Raw genomic sequence first — 14,234 nt, 5'->3', positions numbered from 1 at the left:
AAATTTATCAAAATGAAATATAAAATAATAATAATAGCAGGACTAATTATCTCAGGTTTATTGACCTCTTGTCAGGATTTTGGTGATGAATTCTTTGATACTCCTGCACAATCTACATTAGGAGATGAAATTATCTTTTCTAATGCTGAATTAGCGCAAGGCGCTGTTGACGGAATAAAAGTCTCATTTGGAGAGGAGCAGTCTTATAGAGGAAGACTTTTAGCTTATCAAGGATTAAATACAGATACAGAATGGCTTTTAGCATCGTCTAGTGATAATGCTAAATCAGATTTAGTAGTATATAATGCTAAAGCTGATAACACAGAGATGAACTCGCCAAAAAATGCCTGGGCAATGATGTATGAAGGTATTGAGCGTGCAAATTTGTGTATTAGAGGTTTGCGCACTTATGGTAATGTGACATCAAATAAAGAATTAGCACAATTATTAGGCGAAGCACTAACATTACGAGCCATTTATTATGCAGACCTACTAAGAAATTGGGGAGATGTTCCTGCTCGTTTTGAACCTGTTACAACAAGCACTATTTATGTACCTAAAGCAGGACGCGATGAAATTTACAAGCAATTGATCGCTGACTTAGGAGAAGCTTCAAATTTGGTAGGGTGGCCTAATGAAACAGCAGCAACAAATAGTACAGAACGCGTAAACAAGGCTTTTGTAAAAGGACTTAGAGCCCGTTTGGCCATGATGGCAAGCGGTTATCAGCAGTATCCTGATGGTGTTAGAAGAAGTACAGATCCTGCGCTTTCAGTAGCTGCAATGTATAAACTGGCCTTAGATGAATGTCGTTCAGTTATTACAAGTGGTTCTGCGCATTTAGAACCAACTTTTGAAGGTTTGTGGAGAAAATACAATCAAGAAGTTTTAACGGCTGGTGGAGAATCTCTTTGGGAAATTCCTTTTGCTGCTGCTCGAGGAAGAGTCTTATTTACTTTTGCTGTTAGACATGATGCTATAGATCAGTTCCAAGCTATGGGAACTAATAAAGGAGGAGTTAACGGACCGCTGCCATTTGTTTTCTATGATTACGATCAGGCTGACACCCGTAGAGATGTTACCTGTGTTCCTTATAAATGGGGAGCTGCGGTAGGTGGTAAAGCAAAACAAGAACTTACAGACTTACAGACTTGGTATTTTGGTAAATACCGTTTTGAATGGATGACTCGTATCGCAAATGCACCAAATGATGATGGTGTAAATAAAATCTATATGCGTTATGCTGAGGTACTTTTAATTGCAGCAGAAGCAGCTAATGAATTAGAAGGTCCAGGATCAGCTGCGGTTTATTTAAAAGAAATCCGTCGCAGAGCTTTTCCGTCAGCAAGTCAGGCTGTAAAAGTAGACGCTTATGTAGATGGATTGTCTAGCAAAGAAGCAATGCTGAATGCTATTGTAGAAGAAAATAAATATGAGTTTACAGGAGAAATGGAACGTAAGTTTTCTCTTATAAGATGGAATTTATTAAAAGTTAAATTAGATGAAGCCAAGGTTAAAATGGCTGATTTGAAGGCTCGTACCAATAAATATCAAGATGTTCCTTCAACATTGTACTATAAATACAAAGACGACGGAATTACATTGGATATTTATGGTTTAAACCGAGGTGAAACACAGGCTCCAGTAGGTTACACTTCTAAAGCTTGGGATAAATTAGAAGACAATAAAATAACAACATTGTATAAAACTGGGGTTAATCCTGATAAAAGACAATTTTGGCCAATTTGGCAAACGTTTATTGATAATAGTAATGGTCAATTAGTAAATGACTGGGTTTTTGGAAACTAATAACAATTAACAAATAAATTATAGTCATATAATTATGAAAGCAAAATATATATTTAAAGGGTTACTGGTTATGTTTTTACTTATAGTTGCCGCTTGCGAAAGCTATAATGAACCAGTACTAGAAGACATAGGAGCCAGCAGAGCATTTTCTCCAATAGAACTTAAAGCTATTGTTAGAAATCAAACTTCGGTAGAATTAAATTGGACAGTAAAAAGTGACGTCGATCATTATGTCGTAGAATTCAGTGCAGACGATCCTGACTTTAAAACTATTTATAAAACAGTAAATGTTGCGCCTAAAGAACTTCCGGTAACAATTCCGTTAGAAGGAGAAACTATTTATTCAATTAGAGTAAAAGGAGTAAGCGCAACAGGAGCAGGAGATTCTAAATGGTCTATTACTTCTGCCAAAACATTGACGGAACAAATTTTATCGGCTGTTGAAGACATTGATGTTGAAGCTAAACAGGTTACCTTAAGATGGATTCCAAATAGTACGGTAACGCAAATTACAATTGCTCCGGGCAACATTACACACACTATTACTCCTGCAGAAAAAACAGCTGGAGTTGCAGTTGTAACTGGATTAACTGGTGAAACAGATTATACCGCTACTTTATTAAACGGAACTAAAACAAGAGGATCTAGACCTTTTAAAACAGGAATTGATATAGGTACTGGTATTTTAGTTAAAGAAACAGATGATTTAAATGCTGTAATAGCAGCAGCAGATCCTAAAGCTACATTAGTACTGATGCCTGGAAATTATCAGGTATTTAAAGGTGAAATAATTCTAACAAAACCTATTACAATAAGAGGATTGCGTGCAGGAGATAAACCAAAATTACATGTGAGGTTTTCTCTTAATAGCGGTGCAACTGCTGTGAGTTTAATTGATTTAGATTTAAATGGAGACGGTACTTTGTCAGATGCTGTTAAATACAATGAAGTCAGCACAGGTTTTGATGCGCTTTTAATAAGCGGTTGTACTATTCATGACTTTACCAAAGCATTAGTTGCACAAAGTCTTACCGGAATTACTAAAGTTGTTTCTGTAACAATTGAAAACTCGGTAGTAACAAATGTATTAACAAATCAAGGAGATTTTATTGATTTTAGAACAGCACATTTAGGTTCTCTTGTACTTAAAAATAGTACATTCAGCAACTGTGCAACAGCTCGTGATTTTATTCGAATAGATGCCGCTGCAAACTTATCAGGAACTGGACTTGAAACCAATATATTAATAGATGGTTGTACGATTTCTAATAAAGCAATGCTTGCTTCAAACAGAATTTTGTATGTTCGTTTTGTAAAAAATACGTCAACAGTTAAAAACTCAATATTTGAAACAGGACCAGCGCTTTACGCTAATCAGGCAGGAACCGCGCAGCCAACATTTTTAAATAATAATTATTTTAATTCTACTGCATTACATACTGCAGGTGCCTCTGCTGTAAAATACGATTCATCGGGAAGTTTTAATACTCTGGATCCTAAATTTACAAACTCTGCACAAGGAGATTTCACATTAGGAAATCAAACTTTAAAAGATAATAATGTTGGAGATCCGCGTTGGATTAAATAATTCATTTTTCATGTTAATTTTAAAAGGGATGCATTTGCATCCCTTTTTCTATTTTTAATATCAAAGATCTTCCAATTTCAGAGAAAACCTGCGACTGTAACCTGTGGCTGAAAACTTATTCTATGTCCAAATCAAACTTTTCCAGTAAACCAGCCAGTGCCGTATATGAAACTCTGGTTTTCTTTATTTTATTTTCAGAAGGATCGAAAGCGTAGTTTCTGGATGATCTAAAATCGGTTTTCTCCAGAATACATTCCACGAAAGTGGCATTAGATAAATCACAGTTTTTAAAAACGGCCAAAGACAAATCAGTATTCGAGAAATCAACCTCTTTTACAGAGCAGTCAATAAAGTTTGTTTTCTTTAGTTTTTTGTAAATAAAAGTCGAATAATCTAAAAGACAATCCTGAAAATTCATTGAAAACAAAAAGCTGTTACTCGCACTAAAATCCAATCCCATCAATTTACAACCTATAAATTGGATGTTTTTTAATCCGGTATTTTTTAAAACAGCCAATGAAAGATTACAATTTTTAAAAGTAGAATCTAAAAAGTCATTATGGCTTAAATCGCTTTTAGAAAAATCACAATTAATAAATTCGCAGTTTACAAATTCAGTATTCGATAAACTTTGATCAGCGTAATCTACAGTGTCAAAAGTTCGGTTTTGATATAATTTTGTTTCCATTAATGGGTAAGATGATTTTGAAATTAAAGCGATTTTATTCTAATTCTATGCATTCAAAAATGTCGTTGTTCAGTACTAAGTTGGGGATGTCAAGTTCGCTGTCGATTCTTAAAATATTATCGCAGTCCTCCAGATCAAAATTCCACAAAGCATTAGGCAGTAATTCTTGAAGCAAGGCAGAAGCCAACTCAAATTTTGATTGGCTGTCAACAGAAGTTTTAAAAACATAAATCATAATTTGCATTTTTTAAAGAGGCAAATGTCTGAAAAAATGTATGCTGTTTAATAGGATTCAATAATCAATGGTTAGGACTTATCAATCATTTTTCGGTATTGAATTGGTGTAATTCCTTCGTGTTTTTTAAAAAACCGACTAAAATATGATTGGTCTTCGTGACCTACTTGTGCTGCGATTTCACTTACAGAAAGTGAAGTTTGAAAGAGTAAATATTTGGCTTCAAGCAATATGGTTTCATCAATCCATTTTGCTGCCGATTTTCCTGTAACCGTTCTTACCGATTTATTCAAATGGTTGGGCGTAACATTTAATAACGACGCATAATAATGCACCAAATGATGTGTTTTTATGTTTTCGTGAATTAACTCTTTGAACTTATTGGTAATGACTTCGGCGGCCGAAATGCTTTTAGAACTTTTTACCGAATTCTTGTTCATTTCATAAAACAACGTAATTAAATACGATTGCACGATATTTAAATTAGCGCTTGAAGTTTCAGAATATTCTTTTTGAAGCCGACTCAAAATAGCAGTTATATCTGGAATATCTTTTGGGGCTAATGTGATTTTTGGATTGCCGGAAATTTTCATGAAATCAAATTCATTAATCATTTCACGGCTGCCGTATTTTCTAATTAAAATATCGGGATGAAACTGGCAGATATAACCTTTGTGTATATTGTTGACATTGTCAAGAGAGAAAATCTGGCCGGCCGGCACCACAATAATTTCGTTATCGGTAGTGGTATATTCCTGATAACCCAATTTCATTTTATGATGGCCTGAGGTAATAAAAATTAAGGTATGACAAGAGTGTTTGCAAGGCGGAACCGGATACTGCATCTGCATTACTTCTTCGATTTCAAGACAGAAAAAATGATCAGAATCTGACTTAAAAAGCAAATGAATAGGATTATCCTCTCCAAGAAACTTTTCCCGAAATCCTGTTGGCCCGTAGGTTTTTATTTTCTCAACTGTCTTTGTCTTCATACTTAATAATACAATCTAAAATCAAGTAATTTACAAAGGGCATAATGTTTTTGGAACAAATCTTCGACTACTTCGGTCAAATCATCATTCTCCTGATATAAACTAAAAAAAGCTTTATCGATGGTACTGCAGCTGGCAATTTTATTATAAGAAGATCCGTAACCCGAAATCGCTCGAGCGCCGGTAATATCCAGAAAATATTGTGCTTCGTCGTCGTTGAGGTCCAGTCTTTTTTTATTGGCAAAATGAATGATTTTGCCTTTCATCTTTCCTTCAAAAAGTTCGGCTATTTCTTCCAGACTGTAGTAATAATCATGAAGGCAGATATTATTTTCCTGTCCGGGCATAACAAGATAAATGATTTCATAATCCTTAAAATTATGATCGTCATAAAGCAGGGTGTTTAAACTTTCTTCTAAACCTTCTATAGTATCGCAGGCTTTATAAATACTTGCAATACCTTGATCAAAAGCAATTTCTTCCAGATTTTTAACCACATCAGTAGTCGTAACGGTATCTACGTCCTGAACGCCTTCGAGGCAGAAAATAAATTTTTCATTATCCATACTAATGTCTTTTCGATTTCATTTAAAAATAAAGTAGAAATGGGTTTAAGACAAATATATTTTTTTATATGGAAAAATTGCAGCGAGAATTGGATTTTAACGTGTTTTTTAGAATGATGTAAGAATTATGATAATCTTAGAAATGTCTTTTAGGCTAAAGAAATCTTTTTATGTTTAATTTTTAGATTTTTGAATTTGGGCAGCGTATAAGTTATAGCCAAAAATACCTGCGCTTGTTATAAAAGGAACAAAAGCAGAAATTTGCCAAAAAAGATCTTTTCCGGTTTTTAGTCCTTCAATTGAAGTTTCATAAATCCCTATTCCAATAAAGAAAAGGCAGATTACAAACAGGCAAAATTGAATTTTATAAGGTATTTTAATCATAGCTATTTCTAATTTAAAACAAGAAACTAAAATAAGAATATTTTTAGTTTTAACCGATTTTAAAAATACAAAGTTATATTAAGCTGCTTTTTTTGCACGCGCTTTTCTTTCTAAAACCTTAAGTTGGTTTCCTGTGCAAAGAATTTTGTCTTTACTATCACCCTTTTGAATTTCAATCAAATAATGATAAGTCATTTCCTTAATGGCAGATTTTTTAATAAGCCCTTTTTTGAAATCTATTTTTCTTTCTATTACAATTGCCCTGTAAGATCGCCCACTTAATGTAGTGTAGAATACATCTTGTCCTTTTACAAAATTCATCACTTTAGCTTTTAGTTTTTTTTATAATATTCGCTAATATCAGTCTGTCTCAAATTCATAAAAAAGAGAGTTGAAAAATTATTAAGGGGGCTAAAATTTTTCTCATAACTGCTAGTGCAATTTATAAAGATTCTGTTTTACAGCATTACGTATTTATACCTGTTTTTGAGTCGTAAGTCCTTTATTTACAAGGGTTGTTTGTTAAGAAAAAACTTGTTATTACTGTTTCTTGATGTAAAATTTGATACAATTTAGAACAGTGATTTTCAATATGCCTGCTTTTCAAATCCCTAATTTTGAGGAGATGAATTTTCATTCCAAAAACAAATAAAAGATCAAAATGGTACAGGAAAGAGTGATGGAGAAGCTGGCAATTTTAGCCGATGCGGCCAAGTATGATGTTTCGTGTTCGTCTAGTAACAGCAACAGAAAAAATAAAGACAAAGGTTTGGGAGATGCCTCGGGATACGGAATCTGTCATGCTTATACCGAAGACGGACGCTGTGTTTCGCTCTTAAAAATATTATTGACCAACCACTGTATTTTTGATTGTGCCTATTGCGTAAGCAGGAAAAGCAACGATGTAAAACGTGCCGCTTTTACGGTGCAGGAAGTTGTGGACTTAACGATTGGTTTTTACCGAAGAAATTATATCGAAGGTTTATTTTTGAGTTCGGGAATTTTTGATAATCCAGATTATACGATGGAACGTTTGGTGAGGATTGTAAAGAAACTGCGATTAGAAGAAAACTTCAACGGATATATTCATCTAAAAGCAATTCCCGGCGCCAGCGACGAATTATTGAAAGAAGCCGGACTTTATGCGGATCGTTTAAGTGTGAATGTCGAAATGCCTACGGAACAAAGTCTTAAGCTTTTGGCTCCGGATAAAAATCATATCGATGTAATTAAACCGATGGAATATCTTAAAAATGAAATTGTTGGTTACAAAGAAGAAAAAAAGCAAAACTACAAAGCACCTCTTTTTGCTCCGGCGGGTCAAAGCACCCAAATGGTTATTGGCGCAACAAAAGAAAATGATCTGGAGATTTTAGGTATGTCCAATTATTTTTATAATCAGATGAATATGAAACGGGTTTATTATTCCGGATATGTACCTATAAGTTACGACAACAGGCTTCCGGCAATTGGAACTCCCGTGCCCATGATTCGCGAAAACCGTTTGTATCAGGCCGATTGGCTGATGCGTTTTTACGGATTTAATGTAAATGAAATCGTAGGTTTCGATCAGCCCAATCTTGATCTTGATATAGATCCAAAATTAAGCTGGGCTTTGCGCAACCTCAACCAATTTCCTGTCGATATTAATACTGCCGATTTAGAACTGATTCTCCGAATTCCGGGAATTGGCGTTTTAAGTGCTAAAAAGATTGTTGCTGCCAGAAAGTTTAAAAAATTACAGCCTCAGGATTTACAGCAATTAGGAATCGCGTACAGCAGATCGAAATATTTTTTGGCTTTTGCAACGCCATTCCAGTTACAGAGAGATTTAACTTCTATTCAAATTAAAGATCATATTGTAAATACGCAGAAAAGCAAATACAAAAATGATTTCTCAAATCAACTGGCTTTATTTTAAATCAAATGACACAAATAATTTACGACAGCACTTTTGAAGGCTGGCTCACAGCTGTATTTGAGATTTACGAACTTAAACTTCAGGATATTGTTTTTGCCAAAAACGAAGCATCAGGCGCTTTGCTTTTTTCAGAATCTTATTGGGTAACAACCGATACTCAAAAGGCAAAACGAGTCCTGAACGGATTAAAAAGACGACTTTCGGCAGATGGATTTGCGAATATTTACAGGGCCTTTTTATCGGATATAGATAAGATCGAAGAAATCTTATTCCGATTTGTGAAGTATGTATTTTCGAGTTCAATAAATATTGAAGAAGATTTGGCTAATGCCGAAGTTTTAGATGTTAGAAAAGCAGCTCATTTAACAGGCAAAGAAAGCCACCGAATGAAAGCTTTTGTCAGGTTTAAACTAACGAAAGACAATTTGTATTACGCCATTGTAGAGCCGGATTGCGATGTACTGCCTTTAATTGAAAATCATTTTAAAAACCGTTATGCCGATCAGCGCTGGCTAATTTATGATGCGAAACGCAAATATGGCATTTATTATGATCTTGAAAATACCTCAACGGTCGAAATTCAGTTTGATGCAAATTCCAATTCGTCTAAGTTTTTAGCCGAAATATGCGACGAAGATGAAGAGTTTTTTCAAAACCTATGGCGTCGCTATTTCAGCAGCGTAAATATCGAATCCAGAAAAAACACTAAACTTCATTTACAGCACATGCCAAAACGATATTGGAAGAATTTGACGGAGAAGATCCCTAATTTGAAATAAGAGGCTTTGGGGTATTTCGCAGAGATACATGGAGGTATTCGCGGAGATTCACAAAGGTTTTTTATCTTTAGGATGAATTAAAATATGATCTTTAGACTGGATTAAAATCCAGCCCTACAATATTGGTCGAGCCTACGGCTCTTTTTTTTAAGTTTCGTAAGGGCGATAATTTTGTACTGACTGGATTAAAATCCAGCCTTGCCATATTGATCGAGACAAGGGCTCTTTTGGAAAAATTCCGTAGGAACGATTTATTTTGTAGCAACGGATTTTAATCCGTTGAAGGTGATAAGAACTCAAGTAATTAAGTTCCGTAGGAACGAACCATATAAAAACTCTCTACTTACTTTTCTTCAAAGCATCCAGTAATTCCACCATATCCACAACACCATACGTAGACGAATAATCAGAAACCGCATACGGTAAAATAAGGCTGTTATTATGAATAATTGCCCCGCAGGAATAAACAACATTCGGTACATACCCTTCGCGTTCGTCTTCTAAAGGAGAAAGTAATGGTTCCTGAAGTCTTCCAATTTCTTTAGACGGATCATCAAGATCAAATAATGATGCGCCAATGCAGTAACGTCTCATAGTACCTACGCCGTGGGTAATGACAAGCCATCCTTCTTCTGTCCAAAGAGGAGAACCGCAGTTTCCTATTTGCGTTAATTCCCATGTATAGCGAGGTTCTTGCAATAGAATAGGCGTGTTCCATTGCGTAGCACGGTCAGAATACATAATGTAGTTGTTAACCCCATCGATTCTGGCCAGCATGGCATATTTGCCTTTTATTTTTCTCGGAAACAAAGCCAGGTTTTTATTTTGCGCTCCTTCGCCGTGCAGGGGCATTACTCTAAAGGAATAAAAATCCTCGGTAGAAATTAATTTAGGTAATATGGCATGACCATTATATGCCGTATAAGTAGCCATAACACGTACAGAATTGTCATCATCAACAAAACGGACAAAACGCGCATCCTCAATACCACGGCTTTCAGAGTCGGATATTGGAAAAATGACACGTTCTGTAATATCAGAATCATGTTTAAATTGTAAATCGTAAAAAGAATTCGCTAACCATAATATTTCTTCCAGCGCCATTTTTCTTTCCTGACGAATAGACGGATCGCTTAAAGCGGTATTTAATATATTTTTTAAAATCGCAAATTCAAATTCTTCCGGCAGATCCTGCATGATTTGGGCAATATACTTATCCTGCGTATGCATTTCGATTAACTTCGTTAAGAAACGCTCTTTGTTGAATAAAGTTTTGTGCTCAATTTCGGCCTTATCAATATGATGGCCAATTTTCATGATTTGCAGATTATTGTCACGGTCTAAAATCCCTCTTCTAAAAACTATAGAGGAGATATGACCTTCGCCCGTTGCACGGAAAGAAATAATGACACGCTTTTCTCCGGCTTCCAAACCAGACTGATCAAAATCTTCGACAATCGAAGGATTAAAAATAGCCGCCGATTCTATAGCATATTCCATTGTACAATACGAACCAATAAGCATTTTTCTATTCAGCGACATAGCCTCATAATCAATTTGCATGGCTTCTATAATAGGTCTGATCCTTTCACAATGTCTAAAAAACACAGCCGAAATATTTCGGTGACGCCTTGCAAACTCGCGAAGAGTCTGCTCTAAGGTTTCTAAAACCTGCTTTTCGTCCAGCATCATGATACGTAATACCATTTGCTGGGTTCGTTCTTCTCCATTCATAAAATATCGCGCAACAACTCTTCTTGAATCGGGTGTGAATTTTATATTTTTTCGGATGACTGATACTCGCATAGATTTGTGTTTTTTGAAATTATTTTGCTGTTATTCTGCTTTTGCAAAATGGGAAGTACGCTTGTTTGAAACAAGAGTTTTATAGATGTAATCTCGAATTTCAATAACAAGTTACTGATTTTGTTAAAGAAAAAAAACTTAAATCTTTATTAAATTGCTTTTAGAGACTCTATATCTTAATTTATTAGGAGAAAAAACGTTATTAACAGTAAGAAAAATAAGAACGTATAAAAGCAAAATAGCCCATACAGTTTCAAACGAAATGATATGGGCCGGGAAATCTAAGTTAACTAATCTAATCTTTCCTTAGTAAGGTGTAAAAGACAAATAGTCTAAATTCATATTACCGTTTTCTACAATATGTAAAGTCAGTACCTGTTTTCCTTTTTCTAGTTTAATAGTTCCAATATTGTATGAGCTGTTCCAATGATGCCATTGTCTCCAGGCAACAGGATCATTGTCATCATGTGTAGAATTAATTTTCATGTTTCCGGTCGCATCTTTTCCGTTTACAGCAATAGAAATTGCTCCATCGCCATTTGCGGTATACAAAACACCAATTTTATAAGTGCCGGATTTTTTAACCTCAACCGTGTAATTAATCCATTCTGATGGCTGCGTCCAGCCCACATAAAGCTGATTCATTTTAATAGGCACTTTGGTATACGGCGTATCATCAATACTGTCTTTTTTGGTATACGAAATATCAACGCCTTCTTTCAATCTAAATTCATTTAAAGGATTTCCGTTCACCGGATTCAGTTTGCCGCTTCCGTTATTTACTTCATCGGTATCGTGATAAGCCACGCCTTCGCCTCCCAAATCATAGAATTCACATTCTATTTTACCCGGAATCTGCTGTATCTTCTTTATTGGCTTTTCAGCCGATGCCTGTGCAAAAGTTCCGAAACAATTTATTAAGAAGAATATATTGAGAAGTACTAGTGTTTTTTTCATCCGTTTAATTTTGAAATTAACGTACTTCTAAAGTCGCAATAGAATGGGCAAGGCTGGTTATTTTTGAAGCTTTTCCTTTTATCCATAGAAAATATTCTACGTCATTATCAGATTGATTCATAACCACAACTTCCAGATTATTGTTTTGATTTACAAAAGCAGTCGACAAAAGTTTATTACTGCTCGAGTTGCAGGCAACACGTTTTGCACCTGGTTTAATAAATTTAGAAAAGTGTCCTAAATAATAATATCCGTTAGTATAAATTAACTTTCCGGTTTTAAGATCCGCGTGAATAGGCGACATACAAAAGTTTTGTACATGGTTTGGACCGCCTTTTTCATCTAACAAAATATTCCAGTCTGTCCAGGCCACAGTTCCAATGTTGAAATCGTTAATCATCGACATTCCGTATTTTTCGCCATAACTCCAGTCCGTTAATAATTTTGGATCAAAATCAGCAGCGCATCCTTCCGTAAGAATCAGCGGTTTATCTGGGAAAGCTTCTGCCACGCGGCGTTCTGCTTCAAAGTTCATTCCGTTTTTATGCCAGTCTTCATACCAGTGATAACCCACTCCCCAAACATATTTTGAAGCGTCTTTGTCTTCGAGAACCGTGCTTACACGCTGATACATCAAGTCGCGGTTATGATCCCACATGATTAACTTCTTTTTAGACAATCCTGCTTTCTGCATGGTTGGCCCAAGATAGTTTTTTATAAAATCGCGTTCTTCTTCGGCAGTAAAAATACACGATTCCCATTTTTGTACCGCCATAGGTTCATTTTGAACTGTATAACCCCAAATAGGAATTCCTTCTTTCTCATATTCATTAATAAATTTCACGAAAAAGTTTGCCCAGCTTTGGTGGTATTCCGGTTTTAACGTCCCGCCTTGTAATACATTATTGTTGGTTTTCATCCATGCGGGCGGACTCCATGGCGAAGCATATAAAGTCAGTTTTCCTCCGGCTTTTGCAATAGCTTCTTTAATTAACGGAATTCTGAATTTTCTATCATGAGCAACATCAAAAGTTTTTAAGTCTTTATCGCCTTCAGCAATATAGCTGTAAATATCGCTGGAGAAATCACAGCTTTGCATATTGGTGCGGGCTAATGTGTAACCAATTCCTTTTTCTTTATCATAATAAGCCGTTAGAATTTCCTGCTGTTTGTCTTTAGGAAGCTGGTAAAAAACTTCAGCCGAAGCATCGGTAATGGCGCCGCCAATTCCCAGCATGGTTTGATAGGTTTTAGCAGGATCAACAAAAACAGAAATTTCTTTTTCCAGAGGCTGTGGTTTATCAAAAAAAGATAAAGTTTCAGTTTTTGTTAATTTATTGTCGGTGTTTTTTGCCGTTACAAAAACCGTTACACTTTTGTAAGCTGCAACTTTGGGCGCCTGTTTCTGCGCCATTAAATTTACTGCCAAAAATCCGGACAACATGATGGTCAGGCATGTTTTGGTTTTGTTTGTATTCATAGCATTATGGTTAAATAGTTAATATCATTTTATGACAGAATCTGGCCGATTTTCTGAAGCTCATCAGCAGAAAAAGCAGTGTTTTGAAGACAGCCAACAGAATCAGCTACTTGTTCCGGTTTGCTTGCGCCAATGATTACCGAGCTGATGCGTTTGTCTTTTAAAACCCAGGCTAATGCCATCTGCGCCAGACTTTGACCGCGTTCTAATGCCATCTCGTTTAGTTTGCGGACTTTAGCAATGTTTTCTGGTGTAATGGCATCTTCTTCAATTGCTCCGTTGCCGCGATGTGCATTGGCTCTTGAATTTTCGGGAATTCCGTTTAAATATTTATTAGTTAAAAGTCCTTGTGCCAAAGGAGAAAAAGCAATACCGCCAACTCCGTTAAGTTCTAAAACATCCAGTAAACCATCTTCAATAGTACGTTCTAGCATTGAATATTTAGGCTGATGAATCAGACAAGGTGTTCCTAAATCTTTTAAAATTTTAACTGCTTTTTGTGTTTCAGTGGGGCTGTAACTCGAAATACCAACATACAACGCTTTTCCCTGACGTACGATTAAATCAAGCGCGCCCATGGTTTCTTCGAGTGGTGTATTGGGATCAGGTCTGTGGTGATAAAATATATCGACATAATCTAATCCCATGCGCGAAAGACTTTGGTCTAAACTGGAAACTAAATGTTTTTTTGATCCCCAATCGCCATAAGGGCCATCCCACATTGGCCATCCGGCTTTAGTAGAAATCACAAGTTCATCGCGCAAAGGTTTGAAATCTTCTTTAAACAATTTTCCAAAAGTAGTTTCTGCAGATCCTGCCGGCGGACCATAATTATTGGCTAGATCAAAATGACTGATGCCATTGTCAAAAGCGGTGTGCAAAATATTTCTGGCGTTTTCGATGCTGTCAATTTCGCCAAAGTTGTGCCATAACCCAAGAGAAAGGGCAGGAAGCATTAAACCGCTGTTGCCGCAACGACGGTATTCCATTTTTTGATATCGGTTTGAATCTGGTAAGTAGCTCATATTT

The 14,234-nt window shown here is 35.8% G+C and carries 14 protein-coding genes; 4 read left to right on the top strand and 10 right to left on the bottom strand.

The annotated features are described in order from the left end of the window. The first annotated feature begins 12 nt into the window (after window positions 1-12). Window positions 13-1,809 carry a RagB/SusD family nutrient uptake outer membrane protein gene (locus tag AC1RRQ_RS19255; protein ID WP_493024627.1) on the top strand — a complete coding sequence of 599 codons (1,797 nt, stop codon included), beginning with the start codon at window positions 13-15 and terminating at the stop codon, window positions 1,807-1,809. A 70-nt stretch (window positions 1,810-1,879) separates the two neighbouring features. Further along, on the top strand, window positions 1,880-3,397 hold the full coding sequence (locus AC1RRQ_RS19250; protein WP_493024626.1) for a DUF4957 domain-containing protein: 1,518 nt from the start codon (window positions 1,880-1,882) through the stop codon (window positions 3,395-3,397). Between the two features lie 115 nt (window positions 3,398-3,512). Here the strand turns inward: AC1RRQ_RS19250 and AC1RRQ_RS19245 are convergent, their stop codons facing one another. From AC1RRQ_RS19245 to AC1RRQ_RS19220, 6 genes are all read right to left on the bottom strand, one after another. Beyond that, window positions 3,513-4,085 (bottom strand): pentapeptide repeat-containing protein, encoded by a 573-nt coding sequence (locus tag AC1RRQ_RS19245; protein WP_493024625.1) that lies wholly within the window; start codon window positions 4,083-4,085, stop codon window positions 3,513-3,515. Between the two features lie 34 nt (window positions 4,086-4,119). Next, entirely contained in the window at window positions 4,120-4,320 is a 201-nt protein-coding gene (locus AC1RRQ_RS19240) for a hypothetical protein (RefSeq protein ID WP_493024624.1), read from the bottom strand. Between the two features lie 71 nt (window positions 4,321-4,391). Continuing rightward, complete coding sequence (locus AC1RRQ_RS19235; protein ID WP_493024623.1) at window positions 4,392-5,312, bottom strand: AraC family transcriptional regulator; 921 nt, start codon at window positions 5,310-5,312, stop codon at window positions 4,392-4,394. A gap of 2 nt (window positions 5,313-5,314) precedes the next feature. Further along, window positions 5,315-5,878, bottom strand: coding sequence for a DUF6642 family protein (locus AC1RRQ_RS19230; protein WP_493024622.1), 564 nt, complete (start codon window positions 5,876-5,878; stop codon window positions 5,315-5,317). 174 nt (window positions 5,879-6,052) lie between these two features. Continuing rightward, window positions 6,053-6,262, bottom strand: coding sequence for a hypothetical protein (locus AC1RRQ_RS19225; RefSeq protein ID WP_493024621.1), 210 nt, complete (start codon window positions 6,260-6,262; stop codon window positions 6,053-6,055). A 78-nt stretch (window positions 6,263-6,340) separates the two neighbouring features. Next, complete coding sequence (locus AC1RRQ_RS19220) at window positions 6,341-6,583, bottom strand: hypothetical protein (RefSeq protein WP_493024620.1); 243 nt, start codon at window positions 6,581-6,583, stop codon at window positions 6,341-6,343. A 340-nt stretch (window positions 6,584-6,923) separates the two neighbouring features. Here AC1RRQ_RS19220 and AC1RRQ_RS19215 point away from each other — a divergent pair, with 340 nt between their 5' ends. Together AC1RRQ_RS19215 and AC1RRQ_RS19210 are read left to right on the top strand one after the other, a co-directional pair. After that, entirely contained in the window at window positions 6,924-8,183 is a 1,260-nt protein-coding gene (locus AC1RRQ_RS19215; RefSeq protein ID WP_493024619.1) for a putative DNA modification/repair radical SAM protein, read from the top strand. Window positions 8,184-8,188: 5 nt separating this feature from the next. Then, window positions 8,189-8,962: a TIGR03915 family putative DNA repair protein gene (locus AC1RRQ_RS19210; protein WP_493024618.1), complete on the top strand. Its 774-nt coding sequence runs from the start codon at window positions 8,189-8,191 to the stop codon at window positions 8,960-8,962. Between the two features lie 339 nt (window positions 8,963-9,301). On the opposite strand, the gene AC1RRQ_RS19205 is transcribed toward AC1RRQ_RS19210, so the two are convergent. The 4 genes from AC1RRQ_RS19205 to mgrA all read right to left on the bottom strand — a co-directional run bounded on the left by AC1RRQ_RS19205 (window position 9,302) and on the right by mgrA (window position 14,230). Then, window positions 9,302-10,768 (bottom strand): glycoside hydrolase family 130 protein, encoded by a 1,467-nt coding sequence (locus AC1RRQ_RS19205; RefSeq protein WP_493024617.1) that lies wholly within the window; start codon window positions 10,766-10,768, stop codon window positions 9,302-9,304. Between the two features lie 306 nt (window positions 10,769-11,074). Continuing rightward, on the bottom strand, window positions 11,075-11,725 hold the full coding sequence (locus AC1RRQ_RS19200; protein ID WP_493024616.1) for a delta endotoxin C-terminal domain-containing protein: 651 nt from the start codon (window positions 11,723-11,725) through the stop codon (window positions 11,075-11,077). A 16-nt stretch (window positions 11,726-11,741) separates the two neighbouring features. Further along, window positions 11,742-13,205 carry a glycoside hydrolase family 30 protein gene (locus tag AC1RRQ_RS19195; RefSeq protein WP_493024615.1) on the bottom strand — a complete coding sequence of 488 codons (1,464 nt, stop codon included), beginning with the start codon at window positions 13,203-13,205 and terminating at the stop codon, window positions 11,742-11,744. Window positions 13,206-13,234: 29 nt separating this feature from the next. Next, window positions 13,235-14,230 (bottom strand): L-glyceraldehyde 3-phosphate reductase, encoded by a 996-nt coding sequence (gene mgrA / locus AC1RRQ_RS19190; RefSeq protein ID WP_493024614.1) that lies wholly within the window; start codon window positions 14,228-14,230, stop codon window positions 13,235-13,237. Window positions 14,231-14,234: the final 4 nt, after the last annotated feature.

The sequence above is a fragment of the Flavobacterium sp. GW821-FHT12A05 genome (assembly GCF_058807735.1).
This window is presented reverse-complemented; position numbering and strand designations above follow the sequence as displayed.

Bases quoted from the DNA above. Each gene is read 5' to 3' on its own strand.
- AC1RRQ_RS19255 (WP_493024627.1), top strand. From the start codon at position 13: ATGAAATATAAAATAATAATAATAGCAGGACTAATTATCTCAGGTTTA.
- AC1RRQ_RS19250 (WP_493024626.1), top strand. From the start codon at position 1,880: ATGTTTTTACTTATAGTTGCCGCTTGCGAAAGCTATAATGAACCAGTA.
- AC1RRQ_RS19245 (WP_493024625.1), bottom strand. From the start codon at position 4,085: ATGGAAACAAAATTATATCAAAACCGAACTTTTGACACTGTAGATTAC.
- AC1RRQ_RS19240 (WP_493024624.1), bottom strand. From the start codon at position 4,320: ATGATTTATGTTTTTAAAACTTCTGTTGACAGCCAATCAAAATTTGAG.
- AC1RRQ_RS19235 (WP_493024623.1), bottom strand. From the start codon at position 5,312: ATGAAGACAAAGACAGTTGAGAAAATAAAAACCTACGGGCCAACAGGA.
- AC1RRQ_RS19230 (WP_493024622.1), bottom strand. From the start codon at position 5,878: ATGGATAATGAAAAATTTATTTTCTGCCTCGAAGGCGTTCAGGACGTA.
- AC1RRQ_RS19225 (WP_493024621.1), bottom strand. From the start codon at position 6,262: ATGATTAAAATACCTTATAAAATTCAATTTTGCCTGTTTGTAATCTGC.
- AC1RRQ_RS19220 (WP_493024620.1), bottom strand. From the start codon at position 6,583: ATGAATTTTGTAAAAGGACAAGATGTATTCTACACTACATTAAGTGGG.
- AC1RRQ_RS19215 (WP_493024619.1), top strand. From the start codon at position 6,924: ATGGTACAGGAAAGAGTGATGGAGAAGCTGGCAATTTTAGCCGATGCG.
- AC1RRQ_RS19210 (WP_493024618.1), top strand. From the start codon at position 8,189: ATGACACAAATAATTTACGACAGCACTTTTGAAGGCTGGCTCACAGCT.
- AC1RRQ_RS19205 (WP_493024617.1), bottom strand. From the start codon at position 10,768: ATGCGAGTATCAGTCATCCGAAAAAATATAAAATTCACACCCGATTCA.
- AC1RRQ_RS19200 (WP_493024616.1), bottom strand. From the start codon at position 11,725: ATGAAAAAAACACTAGTACTTCTCAATATATTCTTCTTAATAAATTGT.
- AC1RRQ_RS19195 (WP_493024615.1), bottom strand. From the start codon at position 13,205: ATGAATACAAACAAAACCAAAACATGCCTGACCATCATGTTGTCCGGA.
- mgrA (WP_493024614.1), bottom strand. From the start codon at position 14,230: ATGAGCTACTTACCAGATTCAAACCGATATCAAAAAATGGAATACCGT.